The organism is Pectinatus haikarae, assembly GCF_050916305.1.
Lineage (GTDB): Bacteria > Bacillota > Negativicutes > Selenomonadales > Selenomonadaceae > Pectinatus > Pectinatus haikarae.
Map to the genome: position 1 here is coordinate 1,643,370 of NZ_CP116940.1, position 21,573 is coordinate 1,664,942.

22 protein-coding genes and 1 pseudogene are annotated in these 21,573 nt (G+C 45.2%); 12 read left to right on the forward strand and 11 right to left on the reverse strand.

Features of this window, described 5'->3' with window-relative positions; genetic code table 11:
- Positions 1–78: 78 nt before the first annotated feature.
- Positions 79–762: a hypothetical protein gene (locus tag NXG61_RS08045; protein ID WP_307222470.1), complete on the forward strand. Its 684-nt coding sequence runs from the start codon at positions 79–81 to the stop codon at positions 760–762.
- Positions 763–859: 97 nt separating this feature from the next.
- Here the strand turns inward: NXG61_RS08045 and NXG61_RS08050 are convergent, their stop codons facing one another.
- Complete coding sequence (locus tag NXG61_RS08050; protein ID WP_307222468.1) at positions 860–1,420, reverse strand: N-acetylmuramoyl-L-alanine amidase family protein; 561 nt, start codon at positions 1,418–1,420, stop codon at positions 860–862.
- 247 nt (positions 1,421–1,667) lie between these two features.
- Here NXG61_RS08050 and NXG61_RS08055 point away from each other — a divergent pair, with 247 nt between their 5' ends.
- The 3 genes from NXG61_RS08055 to NXG61_RS08065 all read left to right on the forward strand — a co-directional run bounded on the left by NXG61_RS08055 (position 1,668) and on the right by NXG61_RS08065 (position 2,655).
- On the forward strand, positions 1,668–2,120 hold the full coding sequence (locus NXG61_RS08055; RefSeq protein WP_196603731.1) for a phage holin family protein: 453 nt from the start codon (positions 1,668–1,670) through the stop codon (positions 2,118–2,120).
- Between the two features lie 62 nt (positions 2,121–2,182).
- The gene (locus NXG61_RS08060) at positions 2,183–2,407 is read left to right on the forward strand and encodes a DUF1659 domain-containing protein (RefSeq protein ID WP_307222466.1); all 225 of its coding nucleotides are present in this window, start codon (positions 2,183–2,185) and stop codon (positions 2,405–2,407) included.
- A gap of 32 nt (positions 2,408–2,439) precedes the next feature.
- Positions 2,440–2,655 carry a DUF2922 domain-containing protein gene (locus NXG61_RS08065; protein ID WP_196603733.1) on the forward strand — a complete coding sequence of 72 codons (216 nt, stop codon included), beginning with the start codon at positions 2,440–2,442 and terminating at the stop codon, positions 2,653–2,655.
- A 143-nt stretch (positions 2,656–2,798) separates the two neighbouring features.
- Here NXG61_RS08065 and NXG61_RS08070 read toward each other — a convergent pair whose 3' ends face one another.
- The 4 genes from NXG61_RS08070 to thiM form a co-directional block, all read right to left on the reverse strand.
- Positions 2,799–3,092, reverse strand: a complete 294-nt coding sequence (locus NXG61_RS08070) for a hypothetical protein (RefSeq protein WP_196603734.1) — start codon at positions 3,090–3,092, stop codon at positions 2,799–2,801.
- A gap of 85 nt (positions 3,093–3,177) precedes the next feature.
- Positions 3,178–3,717, reverse strand: a complete 540-nt coding sequence (locus NXG61_RS08075; protein WP_196603735.1) for a sigma-70 family RNA polymerase sigma factor — start codon at positions 3,715–3,717, stop codon at positions 3,178–3,180.
- A gap of 238 nt (positions 3,718–3,955) precedes the next feature.
- On the reverse strand, positions 3,956–4,411 hold the full coding sequence (locus NXG61_RS08080) for a YhcH/YjgK/YiaL family protein (protein WP_196603736.1): 456 nt from the start codon (positions 4,409–4,411) through the stop codon (positions 3,956–3,958).
- Between the two features lie 18 nt (positions 4,412–4,429).
- Positions 4,430–5,275 carry a hydroxyethylthiazole kinase gene (thiM, locus tag NXG61_RS08085; RefSeq protein WP_307222463.1) on the reverse strand — a complete coding sequence of 282 codons (846 nt, stop codon included), beginning with the start codon at positions 5,273–5,275 and terminating at the stop codon, positions 4,430–4,432.
- A gap of 147 nt (positions 5,276–5,422) precedes the next feature.
- On the opposite strand from thiM, the gene murQ reads away from it, so the two are divergent.
- Both murQ and NXG61_RS08095 read left to right on the forward strand, forming a co-directional pair.
- Positions 5,423–6,346, forward strand: coding sequence for an N-acetylmuramic acid 6-phosphate etherase (murQ, locus tag NXG61_RS08090; RefSeq protein ID WP_196603738.1), 924 nt, complete (start codon positions 5,423–5,425; stop codon positions 6,344–6,346).
- A gap of 16 nt (positions 6,347–6,362) precedes the next feature.
- On the forward strand, positions 6,363–7,709 hold the full coding sequence (locus NXG61_RS08095) for a PTS transporter subunit EIIC (protein WP_231038472.1): 1,347 nt from the start codon (positions 6,363–6,365) through the stop codon (positions 7,707–7,709).
- Here the strand turns inward: NXG61_RS08095 and NXG61_RS08100 are convergent.
- Positions 7,675–9,018, reverse strand: a complete 1,344-nt coding sequence (locus NXG61_RS08100; RefSeq protein ID WP_307222460.1) for a purple acid phosphatase family protein — start codon at positions 9,016–9,018, stop codon at positions 7,675–7,677. The genes NXG61_RS08095 and NXG61_RS08100 overlap by 35 nt on opposite strands.
- A 198-nt stretch (positions 9,019–9,216) precedes the next feature.
- Here NXG61_RS08100 and NXG61_RS08105 point away from each other — a divergent pair, with 198 nt between their 5' ends.
- Both NXG61_RS08105 and NXG61_RS08110 read left to right on the forward strand, forming a co-directional pair.
- Complete coding sequence (locus tag NXG61_RS08105; protein WP_307222458.1) at positions 9,217–10,290, forward strand: DUF871 domain-containing protein; 1,074 nt, start codon at positions 9,217–9,219, stop codon at positions 10,288–10,290.
- Between the two features lie 176 nt (positions 10,291–10,466).
- Complete coding sequence (locus NXG61_RS08110) at positions 10,467–12,131, forward strand: ribonuclease J (RefSeq protein WP_196603742.1); 1,665 nt, start codon at positions 10,467–10,469, stop codon at positions 12,129–12,131.
- A gap of 67 nt (positions 12,132–12,198) precedes the next feature.
- Here the strand turns inward: NXG61_RS08110 and NXG61_RS08115 are convergent.
- The 5 genes and pseudogenes from NXG61_RS08115 to nadE all read right to left on the reverse strand — a co-directional run bounded on the left by NXG61_RS08115 (position 12,199) and on the right by nadE (position 18,688).
- Positions 12,199–14,765: pseudogene (locus tag NXG61_RS08115) on the reverse strand (TIGR03960 family B12-binding radical SAM protein).
- A 227-nt stretch (positions 14,766–14,992) separates the two neighbouring features.
- Positions 14,993–15,487, reverse strand: a complete 495-nt coding sequence (locus tag NXG61_RS08120; RefSeq protein ID WP_196603743.1) for an ATPase — start codon at positions 15,485–15,487, stop codon at positions 14,993–14,995.
- 177 nt (positions 15,488–15,664) lie between these two features.
- Positions 15,665–16,141: a pantetheine-phosphate adenylyltransferase gene (gene coaD, locus NXG61_RS08125; protein WP_196603744.1), complete on the reverse strand. Its 477-nt coding sequence runs from the start codon at positions 16,139–16,141 to the stop codon at positions 15,665–15,667.
- Positions 16,138–16,722 carry a 16S rRNA (guanine(966)-N(2))-methyltransferase RsmD gene (rsmD, locus tag NXG61_RS08130; RefSeq protein WP_196603745.1) on the reverse strand — a complete coding sequence of 195 codons (585 nt, stop codon included), beginning with the start codon at positions 16,720–16,722 and terminating at the stop codon, positions 16,138–16,140. Before rsmD ends, coaD begins: the two co-directional genes overlap by 4 nt.
- 67 nt (positions 16,723–16,789) lie before the next feature.
- A complete protein-coding gene (gene nadE / locus NXG61_RS08135) occupies positions 16,790–18,688 on the reverse strand; it encodes an NAD(+) synthase (RefSeq protein WP_307222450.1) in 1,899 nt (632 codons plus the stop codon).
- 351 nt (positions 18,689–19,039) lie between these two features.
- Here nadE and NXG61_RS08140 point away from each other — a divergent pair, with 351 nt between their 5' ends.
- From NXG61_RS08140 to tatC, 4 genes are all read left to right on the forward strand, one after another.
- Positions 19,040–19,996, forward strand: coding sequence for a polyprenyl synthetase family protein (locus NXG61_RS08140; RefSeq protein ID WP_196603823.1), 957 nt, complete (start codon positions 19,040–19,042; stop codon positions 19,994–19,996).
- Between the two features lie 170 nt (positions 19,997–20,166).
- Positions 20,167–20,427 (forward strand): twin-arginine translocase TatA/TatE family subunit, encoded by a 261-nt coding sequence (tatA, locus tag NXG61_RS08145; protein ID WP_196603747.1) that lies wholly within the window; start codon positions 20,167–20,169, stop codon positions 20,425–20,427.
- A gap of 121 nt (positions 20,428–20,548) precedes the next feature.
- Entirely contained in the window at positions 20,549–20,767 is a 219-nt protein-coding gene (gene tatA / locus NXG61_RS08150) for a twin-arginine translocase TatA/TatE family subunit (RefSeq protein ID WP_196603748.1), read from the forward strand.
- Positions 20,768–20,775: 8 nt separating this feature from the next.
- Positions 20,776–21,543: a twin-arginine translocase subunit TatC gene (gene tatC, locus NXG61_RS08155; protein ID WP_307222446.1), complete on the forward strand. Its 768-nt coding sequence runs from the start codon at positions 20,776–20,778 to the stop codon at positions 21,541–21,543.
- Positions 21,544–21,573 lie beyond the last annotated feature (30 nt).

A 21,573-nucleotide genomic window follows, 5' to 3' on the forward strand; every position in this document is an offset into this window, starting at 1 on the left:
TTACTTTTGTCAAACTTCTTTTGTATTATAAAAATTGTTAAAACGAACGATTGATTTTATGGAGGAAGGATGATAATAATGATTAATTTTTCAAAGAAAAAAATGGGTGCATTGGCTATAGGGACTCTTATGACTTTTGGGGCTGCTTTTCCGGCATTGACGGAGGCGGCAAGCTATAATTCTAATTGCGGGGGCAGCGGTGACGGCGGCAGACCGCCTATGATGGAAGGCTGGGGCGGACATCAGGGCGGACCGGGTCAGCATTGGCTGTCACCGGAAATGGAAAAGGAACTGAATATAAGCAAAAGCGATCTTGACAGTTACAAGGAAAAAGGCTACAGGCGCGGTGATGTTGTACAGGCAGCCTTTATAGCTAAGGCAAGCGGGAAATCGCTGGATAAAGTGCTGAGCTACAAGACAGATGACACCACCTGGCAATATGTTATGAAGAAAGCAGGAGTTACCGAGGATCAATTAAGGCAGGTTCATGAAGATTTGTTTGCGGACACTGTTTCACAGCAGACAGGCACGGATAAGGGTACCGTGCAGGCGCTGCAGCAGCAGGGCTATCACGGAAGGGATATCATGATGGCTGCACAGCTGGCAAAAGTCTCTTCCAAGCCGATCAATGATGTTCTGGGCATGAAAAAAATTAATAACAGCTGGAAGGATGTCGCCGATAGTCTTGGGGTAAACTGGGACAGCTTCAGACAAGATATGATGGCCGGTCATCATGGCTGGGGCGGCAGTGATAAAAAGTAAACGGATCTGAGTAATATTTTATAAATTGAGAATATATGTACGGCAAACCGCGGCAGAATAATTTTATTCTGCCGCGGTTTGTTGTTTTTGCAGTAATTTAAAGCAGACACCAATAATCTGTAATACCGCGTGCGATAGCTGATGTAATGGCATCCTGCCGGTCGATCAGCAGTACGGCATCTTTATCATTATCGATAAATGCCGTTTCTACAAGTACGGCAGGCATCTCTGTACAGCGCAGTACGGCAAGATCGGGACGTTCTTTGATACCTCTGTCTGGAAAAGATGCATCGAATTTTTGCAGTGTATCGGCAAGCTGTTTTTGAATAAGCCGCGCTAAAGTTCCGGCGGAACTGCTTTCGGCGCAGCAGAGTGTTTCCGCACCGCGGACGGCAGTGTTGAAGCTGTTGCAATGCAGAGAAATAAATATATCGGCCGGCCAGTTATTGGCCGCGGCGCAGATGTTCGGCGCGGGCGGTTCTTCACCGCATAAATTGCAGCTTTGCAGCAGACGGACGGAGCAGCCGGCGCTGCGCAGTTTTTTTGCAAGTAATTCACCAAAGGATAATGCAATGTCGCATTCCCGCAGGAGCAGCGATCGATTTATGGCACCGCTGTCGATGCCCGGCATATGGCCGGGATTAATAAATACCTTCATGATTACAATCCTCCTCAATTATATTTTCATATTAATCCGATGACTAACCCGCTCTAATATTCCAGCTTCTGCAAGCGGAGAGTAAAGAGCGGCTAAGTCCCTGGATAATTTCGACTACTATTCAGGCGGCATCAAAATGCCGTCTGAATTAAGTCTCCATTAATACATGCCGTAAACAGGAAAATTTACCAGCAGTTATGGTATTTTTTTACTCTGGAAGCATATATATATTGAGGAGGTGAAAAAAATGGAGGATGCAAACAGAACTCTTTGGCTGACCGATTTCTTTAAAACATTTTTACCGGAAAGGACAGCTGTGGCGATAAATGCAGCAGTGTCTGCCGCAGGCATGGTTTTTTCCTATATGACAGGGCAGGCCGACAAAGCTATGGAAGCATTGCTGATAATGATGGTGCTGGATTACCTGAGCGGAATCATTGCAGCATGCATAGCACCGGGCTGCGGTTTGAGCAGCTGCAGAGGTTTTAAAGGAATAGTCAAAAAAATACTGATGCTGCTTATGGTCGCAGCGGCACATTTTGTTGATTATGCGGTCGGCAGGGAGGTTGTGCGGGAGATGGTGATTTTTTTCTTCATCAGCAATGAAGGGCTGTCAATTTTAGAAAACGCTGCCAGGGCAGGGCTGCCTGTACCGGAAAAATTTAAAAGAAAGCTTGGTCAGCTGGGCGGGAAAAAATAAAGAAATTACTTGTATTTTTTGCGAGTTGAGGCATGTATAAGAGTGAAAGGAGGGGGAAAAGAATGGCAGCGATAAAAAAAGATCAGAGCACAAGTCTTATAGTAAAAGTGCAAAACGGTGTGACCGAAAGCGGACAGGCAAAATACGCACAGCGCAGCTTTGCCTCGATCAATCCGGCCGCAAGTGATGACAGTCTGCTGGCAGCCGGTACAGCTATCGGTGCGTTGCAGTCACATGCTGTTGGTATGGTCATGCGTCAGGATGTGTGTACGCTCGGAGAAGAATGAAAATGCGGGCTGATAAATGAGGAGGTGAAAATATGGCTGTAACAAAAAATCTGCAGATGGTATTTGCTCTTGCCGACGGCAAAAAGCTTACCTATAATCTGACAGATCCGAAAGATGATGTGACCAAGGCTCAGGTGGAAACGGTGATGAACGGGATGATAACAAATAGTGTTGTCATGAAGGATAATGTTGCCGCGGCAAAAATAGACGGTATATATGTAAGAACCGTCGAAAGCACCGAGTTGTAAAAAAAGGGTTTTATTGACAGACAGCCGGTCTCTTATGAGGAGACCGGCTGTTTTTTTGCGTCAGAAATAAAAAAATCCTGCACGATTTTGTGCAGGACTGAGCGGGTTTAAAAAAACTCACTTGATGCATTCAAAAGATCCTGTCAGGTATTATGGCCGATGGCACCGCCAACAACAGCGCCGATAGCCGCGTCAGTAATAATATGCTGGGTATGTCCTTTTTTAGTGTTGTGCCCCATAATAGCACCGGCAATACCGCCGGCAACAGCACCTGTTGTTGCTTTACTGTAAGCGGGTGTAGTTTCTGCCGCACTGCTCAGAGCTTTTATACCGGGAAGAGGCTGAGCCGAAGAAGCCTGTGTCGTGCCGCCGATGCCGAGTGTACCGATGGCCAGCAGGCAGGAAAAAGCAACGGGGAATATTTTCTTTAAATTCATCCTAATCACACCTTTTATTCATTTTTAACAAAAAATTTTTCATGTTAATACATCAAGTGAACCCAACTCTATATAAGGCAGTATATCACGTCAAAAATATCTTGGCAAATTCTTCTGAAAACATTTTCTTCAGACCGGCAAGTGCCTGTTTTTGATTTGCCGCGACAGCCTGCTGAGAGATACGCAGCATAGCTGCTGTTTCCTTCTGCGTGTATTTTTGGAGAATAGTGTATTCTATTATCTGACGCTGGCGCAGCGGGAGCTTTTGCAGCATCTGCGCTATGAAAATTTTTTCGGCGGTACTGTTTTCAGGAGAAGGAGCAGACAGGCGGGGCGAAAGAATTTCCGCGGTACTGCCGTCGGCTGATATCTCTCTGAGCCAGTTGCGGCGGTGCCTTTTAAAAAGAGTGTAAAGATCACCGTGTATCTTTGCTTTGACATAGCCTGCGAAGGGTACACCGGCTTTTTCGTCAAATTTGTATACAGCTTCGCAGAAACTTAAGGAGGCCTGTGCATAGGCTTCATCTTTCAGTGAACGAAGATAGTGCTGTGAGGATGCTTTGCGTAAAAGTCCCTGATAGCTTTGGAAGAGGTTTTCAAAGTTCTTTTTGTCTGTTTTATGCATTTTTCTCACCTTGTGGTGAGAAGCCGGCTTCTCGTATTTTGCGCTGAACTCAGCATAATGCATAAAATATTTTGTTACAAAAATGCTCTTATAATTTGAAAATACGAAAAATTTTATTTCGTTTAAAAAAATTAATCCACCATTATATGAATCGGTCTCAAAAGCTTAAGTCTTAAAATCTGGCTTATTGAGAATATTTCATACAACGGTGGATTTTCAGCAGCAGGCAGAGAAAAGCTCAATAGTCTGTTTTTATTTTGAAGATGCATTTTTTGACTTTGTTTTTCAGATCAGCGTGAACCGCCGTCCTATGTGCGTCCTGTGGGGAGCAGATAAGGAAATCGCCGGCATTTAGCATACTTATCATGGCTTGTGCCTGGCCTTCGAGAATAAGCATGTCCTTGTCGGCATCATATGGTTTCTCCCGCATGTTTTCGATAAAAGCGGTATCAATACGTTCCTGTCCTTTCATAAGTACATGTATGTCTATATACTTGCGGTGTGCTTCCCAAAAACGTTCTTCTTCCGTTTCGGTTTCATATTCGGCTATGTTGACAAAAATATTTTTGCCATCGATGGGATAGGAGCCGGGTTTTCTGGCCGCAAGATCATTTTCTTCATAATATTTAAAACAGATTTCAGCGGCCTCGGACAGATTTATTTTTCCTTTTCCGGCAATATTGCCAAAGATCATTATATTTTCCTCCAGTAGTCAATCGTCTGTGTATGAGACAAGTTCATATTTTGCTTTTGTATCAAGTTCTTCTTCTGTCATATTGAAGACGGCGTCTAACAGGTAATTGCGGAAGGATGCGCTGCCGTCAAGGCTGCCCATGCGGTCAGCAGCATTTTCTCCTGCTATGCCCATTGTGCAGAAAGCCGCGGCCACAGCTTCCAGCATGCTTGTTTCTGTTTTTTTCGCGGCGGTGACATATGCGGTTGTGAGTGCGGAAAGCATACAGCCGCTGCCTGTTATTTTGCTCATCAGTGCGCTGCCGTTTTTAATGGCAAAAGCTTTGTTTTCATCGGCGACGATATCGGTTTCACCGCTGATAGCGATGACAGTATTCCAGGCCTTCGCCAGTTTTCTGGCAAAAGTGAAGTGCTGCCACAGATTATCATCGGTCACTTTGTCGGAGGCATTGGCATCTACACCGTGGGTCAGGCTGCTGCTGCCGCTGAGTGCCTTTATTTCCGATATGTTGCCGCGTACAGCGGCAAGAGGCAGCTGACTGATAAGCTCGTCGGCTGTATGCGTACGCAGCGGGGAAGCACCCGCACCAACAGGATCAAGGACTATAGGATGACCGAGCTGGGCAGCTTTTTTGCCGGCAAGCAGCATAGAGACAATAGTCCTGCTGTTAAGTGTACCTATATTGATAGTCAGACCGCCGCAGATGGCAGTTATGGCTTCGGCTTCCGCCTGGTCATCCGCCATGACCGGTAAAGCTCCGCATGCCAGTAAAATATTGGCGCAGTCGTTGACTGTGACATAATTGGTGATGTTATGAATAAGAGGCGCTGTCTCACGTACATTTTTCAGATATCGACCTAGCAAAAATATCCCTCATTCCTGAAATTTCTAAATTTATCACAATTATAGCATATAAGATCAAAAAATCAATTATCTGTAAACACAGGCAAAACATATAATGTTATAATAGTGCAGACAATATTTTTAATAAAGAAAAATGGGCGGATAAAAATGATTGATCTAAGAAAAATAACAACGGAAAAAAGAAACGTACGCACTTTTGATATAGATAATATGGAGACGTTGGATGTCTGCCGCGCCATCAATGAGGAGGACAAGAGTGTGCCGTCAGCTGTGGAAAAGGTTCTGCCGCAGATTGCAAAAGCTGTCGATGCAGTCGCGGCAAGACTGCAACATGGAGGAAGAATGTTTTATGCCGGTGCAGGCACTTCGGGCAGGCTGGGAGTCCTGGACGCAGCTGAATGTCCGCCGACTTACGGTGTGCCGGCGGACATGGTGCAGGGAATCATAGCGGGCGGAAGGCAGGCCATGTTCGTTTCGCAGGAAGGTGCCGAAGACAGTGAAGAAGCCGCTGCTGCCGATCTGGCAGAAAGAGGCCTTACTGCCAAAGACGCGGTAGTCGCGCTTGCTGCCAGCGGGCGGACTCCATATGCGGCAGGGGCTTTGCGATATGCGAAAAAACAGGGTGCGCTGACGGTCAGTGTGACTTGCAGCGCCGATTCCCTGCTGAGCAGCTATGCAGAAATTGCTGTCGAGGCCGTGACCGGGCCGGAGGTAATTACGGGGAGCACGCGAATGAAGGCAGGAACGGCGCAGAAGCTTATTTTGAATATGCTTTCCACCGCTGTGATGATAAAGCTGGGCAAGGTTTATCAGAATTTGATGGTGGATGTGCGCGCTTCAAATGCAAAGCTTAGAGAAAGAGCGCGCCGCATTGTCATGGAAGCGGCTGAGGTGGATGCCGAGAGAGCGGATCTTCTTTTAGCGGCGGCGGGCGGCAGAGCTAAACCTGCTATCGTGATGCAGCTGCTGCATGTAGAGCTTGCGGCAGCTGAAGAGCTGCTCCGGAGCAACGGCGGTTCTGTGCGCAGGATTTCGTCTGTAAAGCAGCAGAATAACACAGTATATGAATAAGCAGGGAGGGGCTTTTTTGGAGCAGATAGTGCAGCAGATATATGAGCTGCTGTTTTCTTATAAAATAATAAAGGCTTATAATTGTATGACACGGCTGAGAATCCTGCTCGGTTCGACTGACGGGCTGCCCCTTGAAAAAATAAAGGCATTCGATAATGTACTGGGAACGGCAGTAAATGGCAGTGAGCTGCAGATAATACTGGGACCGGGCAAGGCAGAGAAAGCGGCGGTGCTCATGCAGAAATTGCTTGAAAAATCGGCTGAACGGTCTGAAGCACAAAATAATGATGCCTTCGGTGAAGCGGAAAAGGTGCATGCGGCGGTAAAAGCCAAGAATGCGACACCCTTCAAGCTTCTTTTAAGAACTATAGCAAATATTTTTCTGCCGTTGATACCGGCATTTATAGCCTGCGGACTTATAACGGGACTGCTTAATATTATTTTAAAGGTCGATCCAGCTTTATCAGCACAACCGCTGCTGAAGGTATTGCAGGTGGCCGGAACGAGTGTATTCTGGGGAATGAATATTTTTGTCGGCGTTAATGCCGCCAGAGAATTTGGTGCGTCACCGATGCTCGGCGGAACTATGGCAGTGATCATTACACATCCCATGCTCGCAGGCATAACTGTGTTCGGCGAGGAGCTTTCTCCCGGGCGCGGCGGCATAATAGCGGTTTTGCTGGTCGTGGCATTTTCATCGTGGCTGGAGAAAAGACTGCATGGTCTGATACCGCAGATGTTTGATTTGTTTCTTACGCCGCTTCTTGTAATATTGCTTTCTGCTCTTCCGGCACTGCTCATTTTGCAGCCGATCGGCGGAATGGCTGCCGATGCTGTCGGTACGGCGGTAACAGGTGCCATAGATTCGGGCGGGATGTTTACCGGTTTTATATTGGGCGGAATATTTCTGCCGCTTGTGATAACCGGGCTGCATCAGGGACTGACACCGATTCACGCGCAGCTGCTGTCCCAATACGGAGTCACGGTGCTGCTGCCTATACTGGCTATGGCCGGAGCGGGACAGGTAGGGGCGGCTTGTGCCGTCTACGTAAAGACAAAAAATCAGCGTTTGAAAAAAACGATACTGGCAGCTCTTCCTGTCGGTATCATGGGAGTGGGTGAACCGCTCATTTACGGAGTAACGATGCCTTTGGGAAGACCGTTTTTCACGGCGTGCATAGGAGGCGCGTTCGGCGGGAGCGTACAGGCGGCATATCATGTCGGGGCGTCTGCGCTCGGTATATCAGGACTGCCGCTTTTTGCAGCGACGGATAATATTGCCGGATATCTGGCAGGTCTTCTCACTGCTTATGGAGTCGGTTTTGCAGCTACATATTTGGCGGGTTTTGACGATCCTGCCTGAACGGCAGGTATTTTGTCACGGCAGCCGTATCAATTTTTTCTCCGGTCGGTAAAAATGATGAGAAAGTCAATGTATTTTGATCGGCAGTCATGATCATGTAATTATCGGTTTCCGGCTGCGGAGCTATTGTTTGATCCAGTGCGTGGCGCTTCCAGAGATCCGGATAGCGGACATCTCCGGCAACGCCTGTGATGATGTATAACGGTCCTGACCCATCACGGCGAAAATTCCGGATGTGTCCGCGATTGCGATAGGTATGCAAATGGCCGGTAAGAACGACATCAACATTATATTGATCAAAGAGGGGCATGAATACCTTTCCTTCGTCAGAAAAGCCTTCCTGCCTTGGTTCAGGCCGTTTTTGGAAGCCATATTGGAGAACATCCTTATGCATGAGGATCACTTTCCATTTTTGTTTTGTATCAGCCATATCACTTTTCAGCCAGGCAAGTTCATCTTCCAGTAAATCGGGCTGGAATTGGGCCAGCTCTGCTATCTGAGTATTAAGCACGGTGAAATGAACATTTCCGTAGTCAAAGGAATAATATTGGTTTTGATATTGGGGTGAGGCGACTCCGGGCAGAGAAAACAGCTGCAAATATGCCGCGGGCATCCGCACCTTCCATTCCAGATTGTATGTCTCGTGATTTCCCATGATAGGCGCCGCGGGGATAGTCTGTATGATATCACCGACAGCATCGAACCAGGCATTCCATTGATTGTGGTCTTCTCCGTTATCGACCAGATCACCCATGTTGATAAAAAATTGCGCGTCCGGATTCGATTTCCAGGCAGCTTGCGCAGTGTCACCCCAGACGGTGTAATCACTTGACTGCGAATCGGGGAAAATCATGGCTTTGAAGCTGTCTGCTCCTGCCGTGGAAAAATCATGCCAGTCACTGCGTTTTTCATTATAACCGACACGGTATTCATATATTTTTCCGGGCTGCAGATCTGTGATCAAGGCTGTATGGATATAAGTAGTCGTTCTATCGTCTGTAAATTCTTTATTCTCTGTTTTGATATCATGTGTATCGAATGTATTTTTCAGCCTGTATTCAAGCACAGCATCCTTTTCATCAGCTTCTGACTGCCACATAATAGTGCGTGCCGCCGTACTGTCGGCGGTAATGATCTGCCGCAGGTTGAATACTTCAGCTTTGTCGGCAAGACGGTATAAAACTGCTGCTTTTACTCTGCGGAACAAACTTGTCAGTGTTTGTCTTGTGCCTGGCACAAATGTGTATAATCCAGCTCCCGTCAAGACAAAACCGGCACTGAGCCATTTTAAAAAATCACGGCGTTTCATATTTATAAGCTCCTTTACTCAAATATACCGGATTATGAAGAATGTCACCGATGGTATATTTATCAGTTGTTTCCCGCAAACTTTAATTGAATCTATAATACCACCTGGAGTGAACTCCATTGCAAGCATTTTAAAGAGATATTTTTGGATAAGGCAGATCTGCTAAATTAATTCAGAGCCAATGAGAAAGGAAATTATATGGATAACGGTATTTCACTTTACCCCGGACTGGAGAATACTTTTGAAGAAAATCTGCGGCTTTTGAATGTTGCAGCCGAAAATAAAGTAAAAAGAATATTCACTTCTTTTCATGTACCAGAGACAAATTTCAATGAATTTCAGAATCAATTCAATCAGCTTATGAAGGCTGCGGCACAGAACGAGATGGAGGTCATAAGTGATGTTTCTCCTGCGGCCCTTGCTCTGCTCGGAGCGAAGAAGCTTAATTTATCGCTTTTCCGCATAAGGGGGATAAGGCGGCTTCGGCTTGATTACGGGTATGACAGTGATGTTGTCAGCGAGCTGAGCCGCAATACATGCGGTATCGGACTGCAGCTGAATGCTTCTGCCGTTACGGCGGATTTTTTGAGTGAGCTTGAGCAAAAAGGTGCTGATTTTTCGAGAATGGATGCGCTGCACAATTTTTATCCGCGGCCGGGAACGGGATTGTCGGAAGGTTTTTTTAAGGAGCAGACAAAGCTTTTTCAAAAAAAGGGTATTAAGGTCGGCGCCTTTGTGCCGAGTTTTGCAGGTCCCCGGCTGCCCTTGAGAAAGGGGCTTCCCACTATGGAAGAACATCGCAGGCTGTCTTTGGAGCTTGCCGCGCGTCATCTTTGCGCACTGGGAGCCGATTCAGTATTTATAGGGGACGGACGTCCGTCGGATCAGGAAATAAAGACCGTGGCATTCCTGCAAAAAGATACAGTCATTTTGAAGGTCAAGGCAGAAGTGCAGAATACTCAGATAAAAAATTTGCTGCAGGGGGTGTTCACTGCCCGGTTGGATGAGGCACGCGACGCAGTACGTGCACAAGAGGGACGCGATGTTTTTCGTGATGTTTCTGTTGAAGCGGAAAATACGTCGGGGCGTTCCTTCGGTACAGTGACACTGGATAATAATAATTATCTTCGCTATAAAGGTGAAGTACAGCTGATAAAAAATCCTCAGCCGGCTGATGAAAAGGTAAATGTTGTCGGCAAAATAATCCCTGAGGAGCTTTTTATGCTGAAATACATAACACCGGGGAAAAAATTCTCTCTGGAATTTATTTGATGGATAATGCATGGATGTGCCTGGTGGCTGACATGACTTTGGTCTTCTGCTTTACAGGTTATGTGATTAGTTATATAATGTAGTAGATAATTATTGTGCGGACATTGTTTTTCATATTTTAAAACGTATCACAGATAATTAAAATTTATATATATATTTTTTGGAGGTGCTATTTTTTGGCAAAGGAACTGCAGAAATTGCAGATCATTCCCCTAGGGGGACTGGGAGAGATTGGAAAGAACATGACGGTGGTCCGTTATGGTGATGAGATAATTCTCATTGATGCAGGACTTATGTTTCCGGATGAGGATATGCCGGGGATAGATCTTGTAATTCCCGATATTTCATATCTGCTCGAAAATAAGAATTGCATAAAGGCAATCGTTCTGACTCACGGACATGAAGATCATATTGGTGCGCTGCCATACATTCTTCGGCAGTTAAGCGTGCCTATTTATGGAACGAGGCTTACGCTGGGAATTTTGGAAGGCCGTTTGAAGGAAAATAATGTTGATTCCAGCAACCTTCATCCGGTTAATCCCGGTGATATCATCAATGCCGGCTGTTTCAGCGTCGGCTTTATCCGCGTCAATCACAGTATTGCGGATGCGACCGGTTTATCAATACGCACGCCGCTCGGGATGATCGTTCATACAGGAGATTTTAAGTTCGACTATACGCCTGTTGATGGTAAAATGACGGATTTCCGTGCTTTTTCGGATTTAGGCAATCGCGGTGTGCTTGTCATGATGGCGGACAGCACCAATGCCGAACGTGAGGGACACACACCGAGTGAAAAAACGGTCGGGCTGGCGTTTGACAAAACTTTTCGAACTGCCCGCGGACGTATTATCATTGCTACGTTCTCTTCTAATGTCCACCGGATTCAGCAGGTGCTGGATACGGCGGTGACATACCGCCGCCATGTGGCCATTTTGGGACGCAGTATGATAAATGTCGTTACGATTTCTTTGAAGCTCGGTTATTTGAACGCACCGGAAGGGCTTATCATTGACATAGACGAAATCAATAATTATCCTGCCGATCAGGTAGCGATAATTACCACCGGCAGTCAGGGGGAACCCATGTCGGCGCTTACACGCATGTCTATGTCTGATCACAGAAAAGTCGGAATAGTACCCGGCGATACGATCGTTCTTTCGGCTACGCCTATTCCGGGCAATGAGAAGCTTGTCGGCCGCACAATCGACAATCTCCTTAAGCTTGGTGCCAATGTTATTTATGGCAGGGATCAGGGAATCCATGTATCAGGACATGCCAGCCGTGAAGAATTAAAGCTCATGCATAATCTTGTTCGTCCTAAGTTTTTTATTCCTGTGCATGGCGAGTACCGTCATCTGGTGAAGCATGCGCAGCTGGCTGAAGAGGTTGGGATGGACCGTGACCATATATTTATTGCGGAAAATGGCAATATTCTTGAATTTACGCGTGATAAGGGTGCTATTAACGGCAGAGTACAGGCCGGCAAGGTATTGATTGACGGACTGGGGATCGGCGATGTCGGCAATATAGTGCTGCGTGACCGCAGACAGCTTTCCCAGGACGGCATCATCATTGTCGTTTTAACTATGGATAAAGGAAATTCCTGTGTCGTATCAGGACCCGATATTGTTTCGCGTGGTTTTGTATATGTACGCGAATCAGAAGAGTTGATGAATGAATCTAAGGATAGGGTCGCTGCCGGCATAAATAAATGCCTTGAAAATAAAGTTACGGAATGGTCGGCATTGAAGGCAAATGTCCGTGAGACACTCGGACGCTTTCTTTATGAACAGACCAGACGCAGACCGATGATATTGCCGATTATAATGGAAATATGATGTAATTGCGCTTAAGCTTTTAGTAAATATCCCCCCGCAGAATCTGCGGGGGGATATTTTTACCGTTTTAGGATATCGTCTGGCAAAACTCCATAAGACTTTTGCCGTTTGCGGACAAGGTCTTTCTGTTGATAAGTGCAGAATTGCTGTCAAGAGAGGGCAGATAGTTTTCCTGCAATGCCCTGATCATTTCCGCCGGTTTTATGCTGCCGAGAGGAGATACTTTTATTGTTACGGTTATAGTGTTTTCTTCGTTGTCACAATTCAATTCTGACAATAGAAAATCTTTTATATTTATTTCTTTTTTTACGATATGTCCTTTTTTTGCGCCCTTACCCAGTTTTTCCCGCATAAAGATGATGGACGGAGCCGTGTTGAACTTATCCACAGCAATCTGCAGTTCACTGCTGTCTGCGATATCAGGAAGTTTTATTTCATAGAATGCCGCATCAGCCAGTGCGTTCATGGATTGGTGCCTGCCGTCGCCTATTTGCTTTGCGCTGATCAGCTGCATGCCATCGGGCAGGACATTTTTCAATCGGTCAAAAAAATCGGGCTGGCATATGTTTTTGGTGAGCTCTATATCGGCGTATTCTCCGTCGGCTGTGACGCCGACAGCCAGAGCCGAAGCGAAGGAGACTTTCATATGCGGGTTGAAGCCTTCTGAATATGCGGCCGGCAGTCCGGCTCTGCGGATAGCGCGCTGCAATAAATTTGCGTAATCCAGATGGGAAATGTAGCGAAGAGGATCTTCTTTTGTTATTTCAATACGAAATATATTCATTTGCCTTCCTCCCAATCTATTACTCCGGCATCGAGTGCCTGGCAGATACCGCAGCCTGTACAGGAAGAGCGGCGGCAGTCAGAGGTAAGTTCCTGACTCAGTGCTTTTTTCCATTCATTTAAAAGAAATTGTTTGCTTACGCCGGGGGTGGTATGTTCCCATGGCAGTTTTTCATTGAAATCGCGGGTGCGCAGATTGTAAACAGCAGTATCTATACCCTCATCGGCAAATGCTTCCTGCCATATGGAAAAGTTGAACATTTCGCTCCAGCCGTCAAATTTGGCGCCCTTTTTATAGGCTCTGTAAATAACTTTTGACAGACGTCTGTCGCCGCGGGAAATAATGCCTTCCAAAATGCTGGTTGAAGAATCGTGATAGTTGAATTGGATGGCACGGTCCTTGATATGTGTCTTAAGCAGCTGCTGCTTGCGTTCAAACTCTGCCTTTGAGTTTTGACCAAACCATTGGAACGGAGTGAACGGTTTAGGAACAAAACAGGATACACTGACGGTTACTTTGATATCACGTCTGCCTTTTATCTCCTTATAAAGTGCGACCACTTTTTCAGCAAGTGAAGCAATACCCTTTATGTCTTCATCCGTTTCTGTGGGCAGTCCGATCATAAAATAGAGTTTCACGGTTTTCCAGCCATGACTGAAAGCGGCGGAACAAGCTTTCAGCAGATCTGCTTCGGTTACTCCTTTATTTATGACATCGCGCAGCCGCTGCGTGCCGGCTTCAGGGGCGAAGGTAAGACCGCTCTTTCGTGCAGTCTGAAGCTTGCGGGCAATATCAATGGAAAAGCTGTCTATACGCAGTGAAGGAAGGGAAAAACTCATTTTTTCATCGGTATGGTCTGTCCCCAGTTCGTCTATAAGCGCAGGAAGACATGAGTAGTCGGCAGAACTCAAAGAGGTAAGAGACATTTCATCATAACCGGTGCTGTCGATCATCTTTTTTGCCAAGAGGCGTAAGGTTTCTTTCCTGCGTTCGCGTACGGGGCGGTAGGCAATGCCGGCCTGGCAGAAACGGCAGCCGCGGCTGCAGCCGCGAAACAGTTCCAGCATAAGTCTGTCATGTACGATATTTATATAAGGCACTATCGGTTTTTCTATTGAGGGAATAGTATCCATATCCTTGACTACACGTTTATTTATCGTTGCGGGGATATTATCATAAATGGGCGTCAGATCTTTGAAAAGTCCGTTCTCATCATATTCTTCGCGGTAAAATGACGGCACATATATACCGTTGATAGCGGCGGCACATTGTAAAAATTCTTTTCTGTCATGTGTCGTTGTCTGCGAGCACCATTTTATATAAGCGTCAGCTACCTCAATGATTATTTCTTCACCCTCGCCGATAATAAAAAAATCAAAAAAATCGGCGATCGGTTCTACGTTATATACACAAGGACCGCCGCCGATGATAAAAGGCATGTCGTTCGTGCGTTCTTCAGATAACAGCGGTATACCCGCCAGATCAAGCATATTAAGTATATTGGTGTAAATGAGTTCGTATTGAAGCGAAAAACCGATAAAATCAAACTTTGCCAGTTCGGTAAAGGATTCGAGCGCATAAAGAGGAATGTTGTTTTCTCTCATCTTTGCTTCCATATCAGGCCAGGGGGTATATACTCTTTCCGCAGCGATATCATCACGCTTATTCAATATTTCATAAAGAATTTTAAGACCGAGGTTGGACATACCCACTTCATAAACATCAGGCATGGACAGGGCAAAACTGCAGGCAATTTTACTGCGGTCTTTGTGAACGGCATTTACTTCGCCGCCTGTATAACGGGCTGGTTTATTGACGGCCTGTAAAACAGCCGGTGAAAGTTTAATCATTTTTATATTCTCTTCCTATCTCTCAAATATATCTGTCTAAATAAATCGAGTAGCCGCATTCTGGCTGCCGGCATATACAAAACTATTATCGCGGCAGAAAAGTATACCATAGCAGCCGACTAAAAAAATAAAATCGGAAACTATGGTATATTATAAACATATATTTATTGTCTGAGCTAAAAGTCATGCCAGCAGAGTATCGCAGCAGAAAAATGTAATAGCGAATGTCATTTTTTGTCCTGCTTTGCCGCTGTTGCAGAAGACGGGGCAGCGGCAGGGGTTCCTTCATTAAGACCGCCCTTAGCCTGATGCACTACCTGCAAAATATCATCAAGACTGCCAATGAGATGATCAAATACCTGATTGGCATAATTTATGGAATCGTTTTTCAAATCATTGGAGTGGTCAAGAGTTTTATCCATTATTTCCTTGGCCTGCATACGTGCCTGACCGACAATTTCACTTTCGGCAGTCATCTTTGTGCCATATTCCTTTGCCTGTTCAACAAGCCTTGCTGCCTCACTTCTTGCGTCATCAAGAATAGTCTGTTTTGTATTTATAACATCTTCCGCACTTTTTATAGTCTGCGGTAATTCCTTGCGCAGTCCGTCGATAAGACGCATCAGGTCGTCTTCTTCAATAATGCACTTGTTGGTGAAAACAAGACGGCGGGCATCGACTACCAAGTTTTCCAATTCGTCAAGTAGTTCATTAATAGCCATTTAAAAATCGTACCTCCACTAATAGTTTTATCCGATGACTAACCCGCGCTAATACTCCCGCTTCTTCAAGCAGTGAGTAAAGAGCGGCTGAGTCCCTGGATAATTTTGACTACTGTTCAAGCGGCGTCAAGACACCGTCTGAATTAAGTCTCCATTTATAAATCAAGGGGATGCTGATTAAATAAATTTTGCTTTTACAGCATCGGCCACGCAGTCAGGAACAAGTCCCCGGATATCACCGTGAAAAGCTACAAGCTCACGTATAGCTGAGGAGCTCACATATGAGTACCGATGTTCGCTCATCAGATAAACAGATTCAACTTGCGGAGCCATTCGCTTGAGCATCAGCATTTGTGACGTTTCATAAAAAAAGTCGTTTTGGTCGCGCAGCCCCCGGACCACAATACCGGCATTTTTAGCGGTGGCATAGTCGGCTAAAAGACCGTCAAAAGCGTCAATAGTTATATTTTCTATATGAGCGGTCGAAACGCGCAAAAGTTCCAAACGTTCCTGTATGGATAAAAAAGATTGTTTTTTAATATTGTTGAATACGGCGACAATGACCTGATCAAAGATTCCGGACGCACGTTCAAAAATGTTTATATGTCCGTTAGTCACAGGATCGAAGCTGCCGGGACATAAAGCGATTGTCAAAATATCTCCCCCTCCGGCATAGCCTCTGCCGTCATATATTGGTAAATATTTATTTTTGTTGTCGCACCGTATGCACGGCTGCGCAGCAGCACAAAATCAGTATGATCTGTGTCCGGTGTTTCATCGGCACCGGTTTCGGCAATAAAAAGGCCGCCGTTTTTCAATATAGAGCTGTCAACTGCGTTCAGAAGCTTTTGGCAAAGACCCAGATGATAAGGAGGATCGCAAAAAATCACATCAAAAAGGATCGCTTCCCTGCCAAGGCTTTTGAGCAATGTGAAAGCATCACCGCGGCGTATATCCGCTTTGTTTTCAAGATGAGTGTGCAGGGCATTTGCCCGGATAACATTTATACTATCCGTATTTTTATCAATGAAAACCGCACTTTCAGCGCCTCGGCTGAGCGATTCAAGTCCCAGGGCACCGCTGCCCGCAAAAGCATCCAAAACAACAGCGCCCTGTATTTTCGCGCCCAGGATGTTGAATAAAGATTCCTTAATCCTGTCTGCTGTAGGCCGTGTGCTGTTTCCCTGAGGAGTTCTGAGTCGGGCACCGCGCGCGCTGCCGGTTATTATTCTCATAATTCATCCTTGCAAACTTATTTTCTTAACTATATAGTATACCAGAAAACATGTTCCAATGCCAAAATTATTTGCCGATAAAATGTTGTCTGACTTCTCTGTAACGTCTGGTATAATAAGGCGTATTTTGGGCTTCCCGCTGGTCAAAGCCATATGCTCTGCGGCTGACTGCCAGTATGGGGGGAGCCTGAATCCTCTTTGCGACGGCCATGCCGGAAAATAAATTCCACCAGTGCTCCAGGTCATTGATAAAATCAGTCGGATCGGTAAAATATTCTTTTACCAGTCCGGGTCTGCAGCCCAGCTTTTCTTCCAGTGAACCATTTTCATACCATAAGAGGATATCTTCGGGGGTCGCTTTATCCCAGCGTTCAACAAATGAACGGAACAGATAATCATGATAAGGATATTTGATGGGGTCTCCCCTGCCTTCGTCGACGTTTTGATCGGCTGATAGCTCGGCGCTGGGAACAATATCGATTACGGCCTGGGGTATGACGTCCTTTTTGTAAATTTCCTTGTTGAGATAAAGTGCCAGTCCGTAAATCTGGTATTTCCATAAATCGGCCAGAGCCGCCAGAAAGCCGGACTGGTCACCGTATAATGTAGAATAGCCAACGGAAGTCTCAGCCTTGTTGGCATTGCAGGTGAAGCCTGCGCCTATGGCCGCGGCAAGACCTGCGAGCACCCTGGCTGAACGGTCGCGCGCCTGAATATTTTCGGCAGTGAAGGAAGTGATTTTTAGCTGCTCCGGTATATCAGATGAAGCATGATGTATTTTTGTTTCGGTGAATTGTCTGATCGTATAATCGACTGATTCCTGAATAGGTACGACGGCATAGGCGCAGCCAAGATTTTCTGCAAGTTCGCGGGCGAGATCTTTGGTGGTGGAGGAATTATAGACACTGGGCATATTGACGAGCAGGATGTTTTCAGGGCTGATGATCCTGCTGTACAGAGCTGCTGCGACAGCTGAATCAATGCCGCCGGAAATGCCGATAACAACTTTTTTCATATGTATTTTCTGCAGAAATTTGCCGATGCCATAAGTCAGAGCTTTATATATGCAGGCAATATCATCTTTTTCTATATCACTGGCGAGATTCTGGGCGACCTCTTTCTTTAACGGAAATTCAATGTAACGGGCTGTTTCCTGGTAGGGCATGGCGTAATCGGCTATAGAGCCGTCAGCGGCATAAACTGTGCTTGATCCGTCGAAAGTATATATTGTTTTGCCGTTATTTTGAATGCCCACCTTGTTGACGTAGACGAGAGGTACATTGTTCATTTGAGCGTGACGGGAAAATACGCGGTGACGTTTATGATTTTTGCCTAAAGTGTAGGGTGACGCCGATATATTGAAAATAATGTCGGTTTTTTTATCGGCACAAAGTATATCTATCGGTGAGATGGGATAATCGTCGTTCCATCCGTCTTCGCATAAAATACAGCCGATGACAAGAGGCTTTCCTTTTATAAACAAGGTGAATGGTTTGATGAGTTCACGCACATCTTTTTTCAGTTCTGTTGCCAGCATAGCCGTGCTGTAAAAATAGCGGGAATCGTCGAATTCTCTGTAATTGGGGTGGAGGGTTTTTATCGCAAAAGGATAAACGGAATTTTCCGCAGATAAAAGCTGTTTGTTCTGCGCGACGAAGAGGGCATTGTATTTGCGCTGGCGGCCGTCACGGTTCCTTTTATGCCAGTCCACGGCTACATTGCCGAAGATGATGGCAATTCCGTCAGCAGCAGCAATAATTTTTTGACCGCAATATTCGCAGTCACGCAAAAAAGAAGAGGAATCCCATGTATCTCCTATAAAATAGCCGGGAACTGCCATTTCCGGAAAAATTATTATATCGGCATTATTTTTTTTTGCTTCCTTTATAAAGGATAGTATTTTTTCCAGATTTTTAGCCGGTTGTCCGGCCTCCACTTCAAATTGACAGGAACAAATTTTCATCATAATAATCCGCCTTTTTCGTATGCAGAAAACTCCTTCTGCAAAAGAGCAACTGCTTTTGTATCATTCACGGCAAAATTTTTGCATCTGCCTGCGTCGAAGTAAAATGAGAACTGTGAGTATTTTTATGTCGGCAGAAAAAAATCAGCGTGTTCATTAATCATTGCTTTCTTAAACAAGTACTAAAATAGCATGAAATATCTCTATTGACAAGCAAAATATCTCTCTTGGCAAACGAAGATAGGATTTTTTACAGCTTTTTTTCATATATGCGGTTTACTAAAGGGCGTATTTTGTAGTAAACTTAATTAGTTATGAATTTACTTGTAGGTGATTTATTTGCTGATAAACAAAATGCTTTATGTGATAAAAAACGATTTGAATGCTCTTGAAAAGGGTCTTTCCTGCCAGGTATATTCAGATGCCGCTTTGATAACCGAAATAGGCAGACACCTTGTTAAAGCCGGGGGCAAAAGACTTAGGCCCGCACTTTATTTTTTGGCGGCGCACAGCCGCAGCCAGTATGATATAAATTATGTTCTTCCGCTGGCTATTACTATTGAACTTATTCATATGGCTTCTCTTGTGCATGACGATGTTCTTGACAATGCGTCAACAAGACGGGGCGCAATTACCGCCAACGCAAAATGGGGAAATAATATTTCTATATTGAGCGGTGACTTTCTTTTTGCCAGAGCTTTTGGTCTGATAGCCAATAAGGATTATGACAAACGTGTGCTGCTGCGGCTGGCAGATGTTATCTGCGGGCTCAGTGAAGGAGAAATACATCAGAACGAAAAGCATTATAAACTGCGTTCGGAAGAGGAATATTATGAGGCTATTTCAAAGAAAACAGCCGATTTTATAGCGGCGAGCTGTGAAATCGGCGGAGTGGTTGCAGGTCTGTCCAAAGATGATACGGATAAACTGCATACATACGGACTGTGTCTGGGGATGGCTTTTCAGATCACAGACGATATCCTTGATCTTACTTCAAGTGATAAAAAAATAGGAAAGCCTGCGGGCAATGATATTTTGCAGGGAATCATAACGCTGCCTGTTATCAGGGCTGTACATACCGGTCCCGACCGTGAGGAATTGGTCAGTATAATAACTGATAAAGAGCTTGATGCAGAAATGGTGAAAAGAGCTGTGGAAATAACAAAAAACAGCAGCGGGCTTGATTATGCGCGGGAAAAAGTTTATGATTATCTTGACAGGGCCAGACAGGCGCTGCCGGACGGGCTGCCGCCGTCAATAAAGAAATCTTTTATTGATGTGGCGGATTTTGTCGGTAAGCGTGATTTTTAAAATTAACTGTGATATAATACAACTGAATTTATAATTATTGTATAAGTTATAAATTATATTTATAATTTTACTGATGTGGCTGCCTGTGCTGTTTCCTGCATGGGTACCGGACTGGGTCTTTCGTCGGGGAATATGGTTCGTATCATTATTTGTCAAAAGGAGCGATGAAGATGTTTGGTATTGGTGTTCCGGAACTTATCGTGATCTTGATTATCGGTTTGGTTTTATTTGGTCCCGGCAAACTGCCGGAGGTAGGTCGTGCGGTCGGCAAAAGCATCAATGAGCTGAAGAAGGCTACTGCGGGGATAAGCGATACTACCACAGTTCAGCAGACTCCTCCTGCTGCTAAGGCTGAACCGGCAGCAGCTGCCGCGCAAAACGTACAGGCTGCTGAGGTAAAAACAGAGGAAACAAAAATAGCGGATAAATAACTAAAAAGCGTCTTTGCTGGTTGAAGACGCTTTTTGATATAGAAAGCTGTCTGCAAAATCAAAGTGTGCTGCTGAGGCGGTTCTTTTATCGTAAAATATTGATGAATACAGGAGGAGAAAGATGTTTGATATAGGTGTACCGGAACTGCTGCTGATCCTTGTTATCGGGCTCGTTTTTTTTGGACCCGGAAAGCTGCCGGAGCTTGGTAAGGCTATAGGAAAAAGTCTGCGGGAATTTAAAAACGCGTCAGAGGAAGATCAGAAGGCTGCGGGCGGTAAAGAGATAAACGGCAATGAAGAACAGAAAATAATAGATGTAAAAGAAGAGCAGAAAAAGTGAGCGATATTATGCAAGAAAAAACTCCTGCTGAATTATCTGCCGTCGATCAGTCTCTGCCCGTACAGGCAGATGAAGAAAAACCGGCGGGCAATATGTCTTTGATAGAGCACCTTGAAGAGCTGCGCAAGCGGATCATCAGGAGCCTTATTGCTGTATGCATAGGCAGCGGCATATGTTATTATTTCATTGAGGATATTATGCATTATCTGGTCCTTCCAGCCGGAAAGCTTTATTATATGCAGCCTACGGAGGCTTTTTTCACGTATATAAAGGTGGCTGTTTTTTCCGGATTTCTGCTGGTTCTGCCGATAGTGCTCTATCAGATATGGTGTTTTGTTCTGCCGGCACTGACAATAAGAGAGCGTAAGGTACTGCTGATCGTGGTACCTTCATCTTTTTTTCTTTTTTTCGGCGGTCTGGTTTTTTCCTTTTTTCTGGTCCTGCCGGCTGCTGTGAAATTTTTCATCGGCTTCGGCACGGACAGTCTGATGCCCCTTTTTTCTGTCGGTAAATATTTCGATTTTGTTATTTCCTTCGTGCTCCCCTTTGGTGCGGTTTTTGAGTTGCCGCTTGTTATTGTAATTCTGGCTAAGATAGGTTTTGTCACTTCAAAATTTCTTGTGCGAAAATGGCGGCTTGTTGTTTTTCTGGCATTCGTAATCGCCGCGGTCATTTCTCCGACTCCGGATATTTTTACGCAGTGCACCATAGCGCTGCCGATGATCGTTTTATATTTTTCAAGCTACTTGATAGTACGGTTTGTTCTGAGAAAATAATCGAAGCATTTGGTTATTCTTTATGCATAT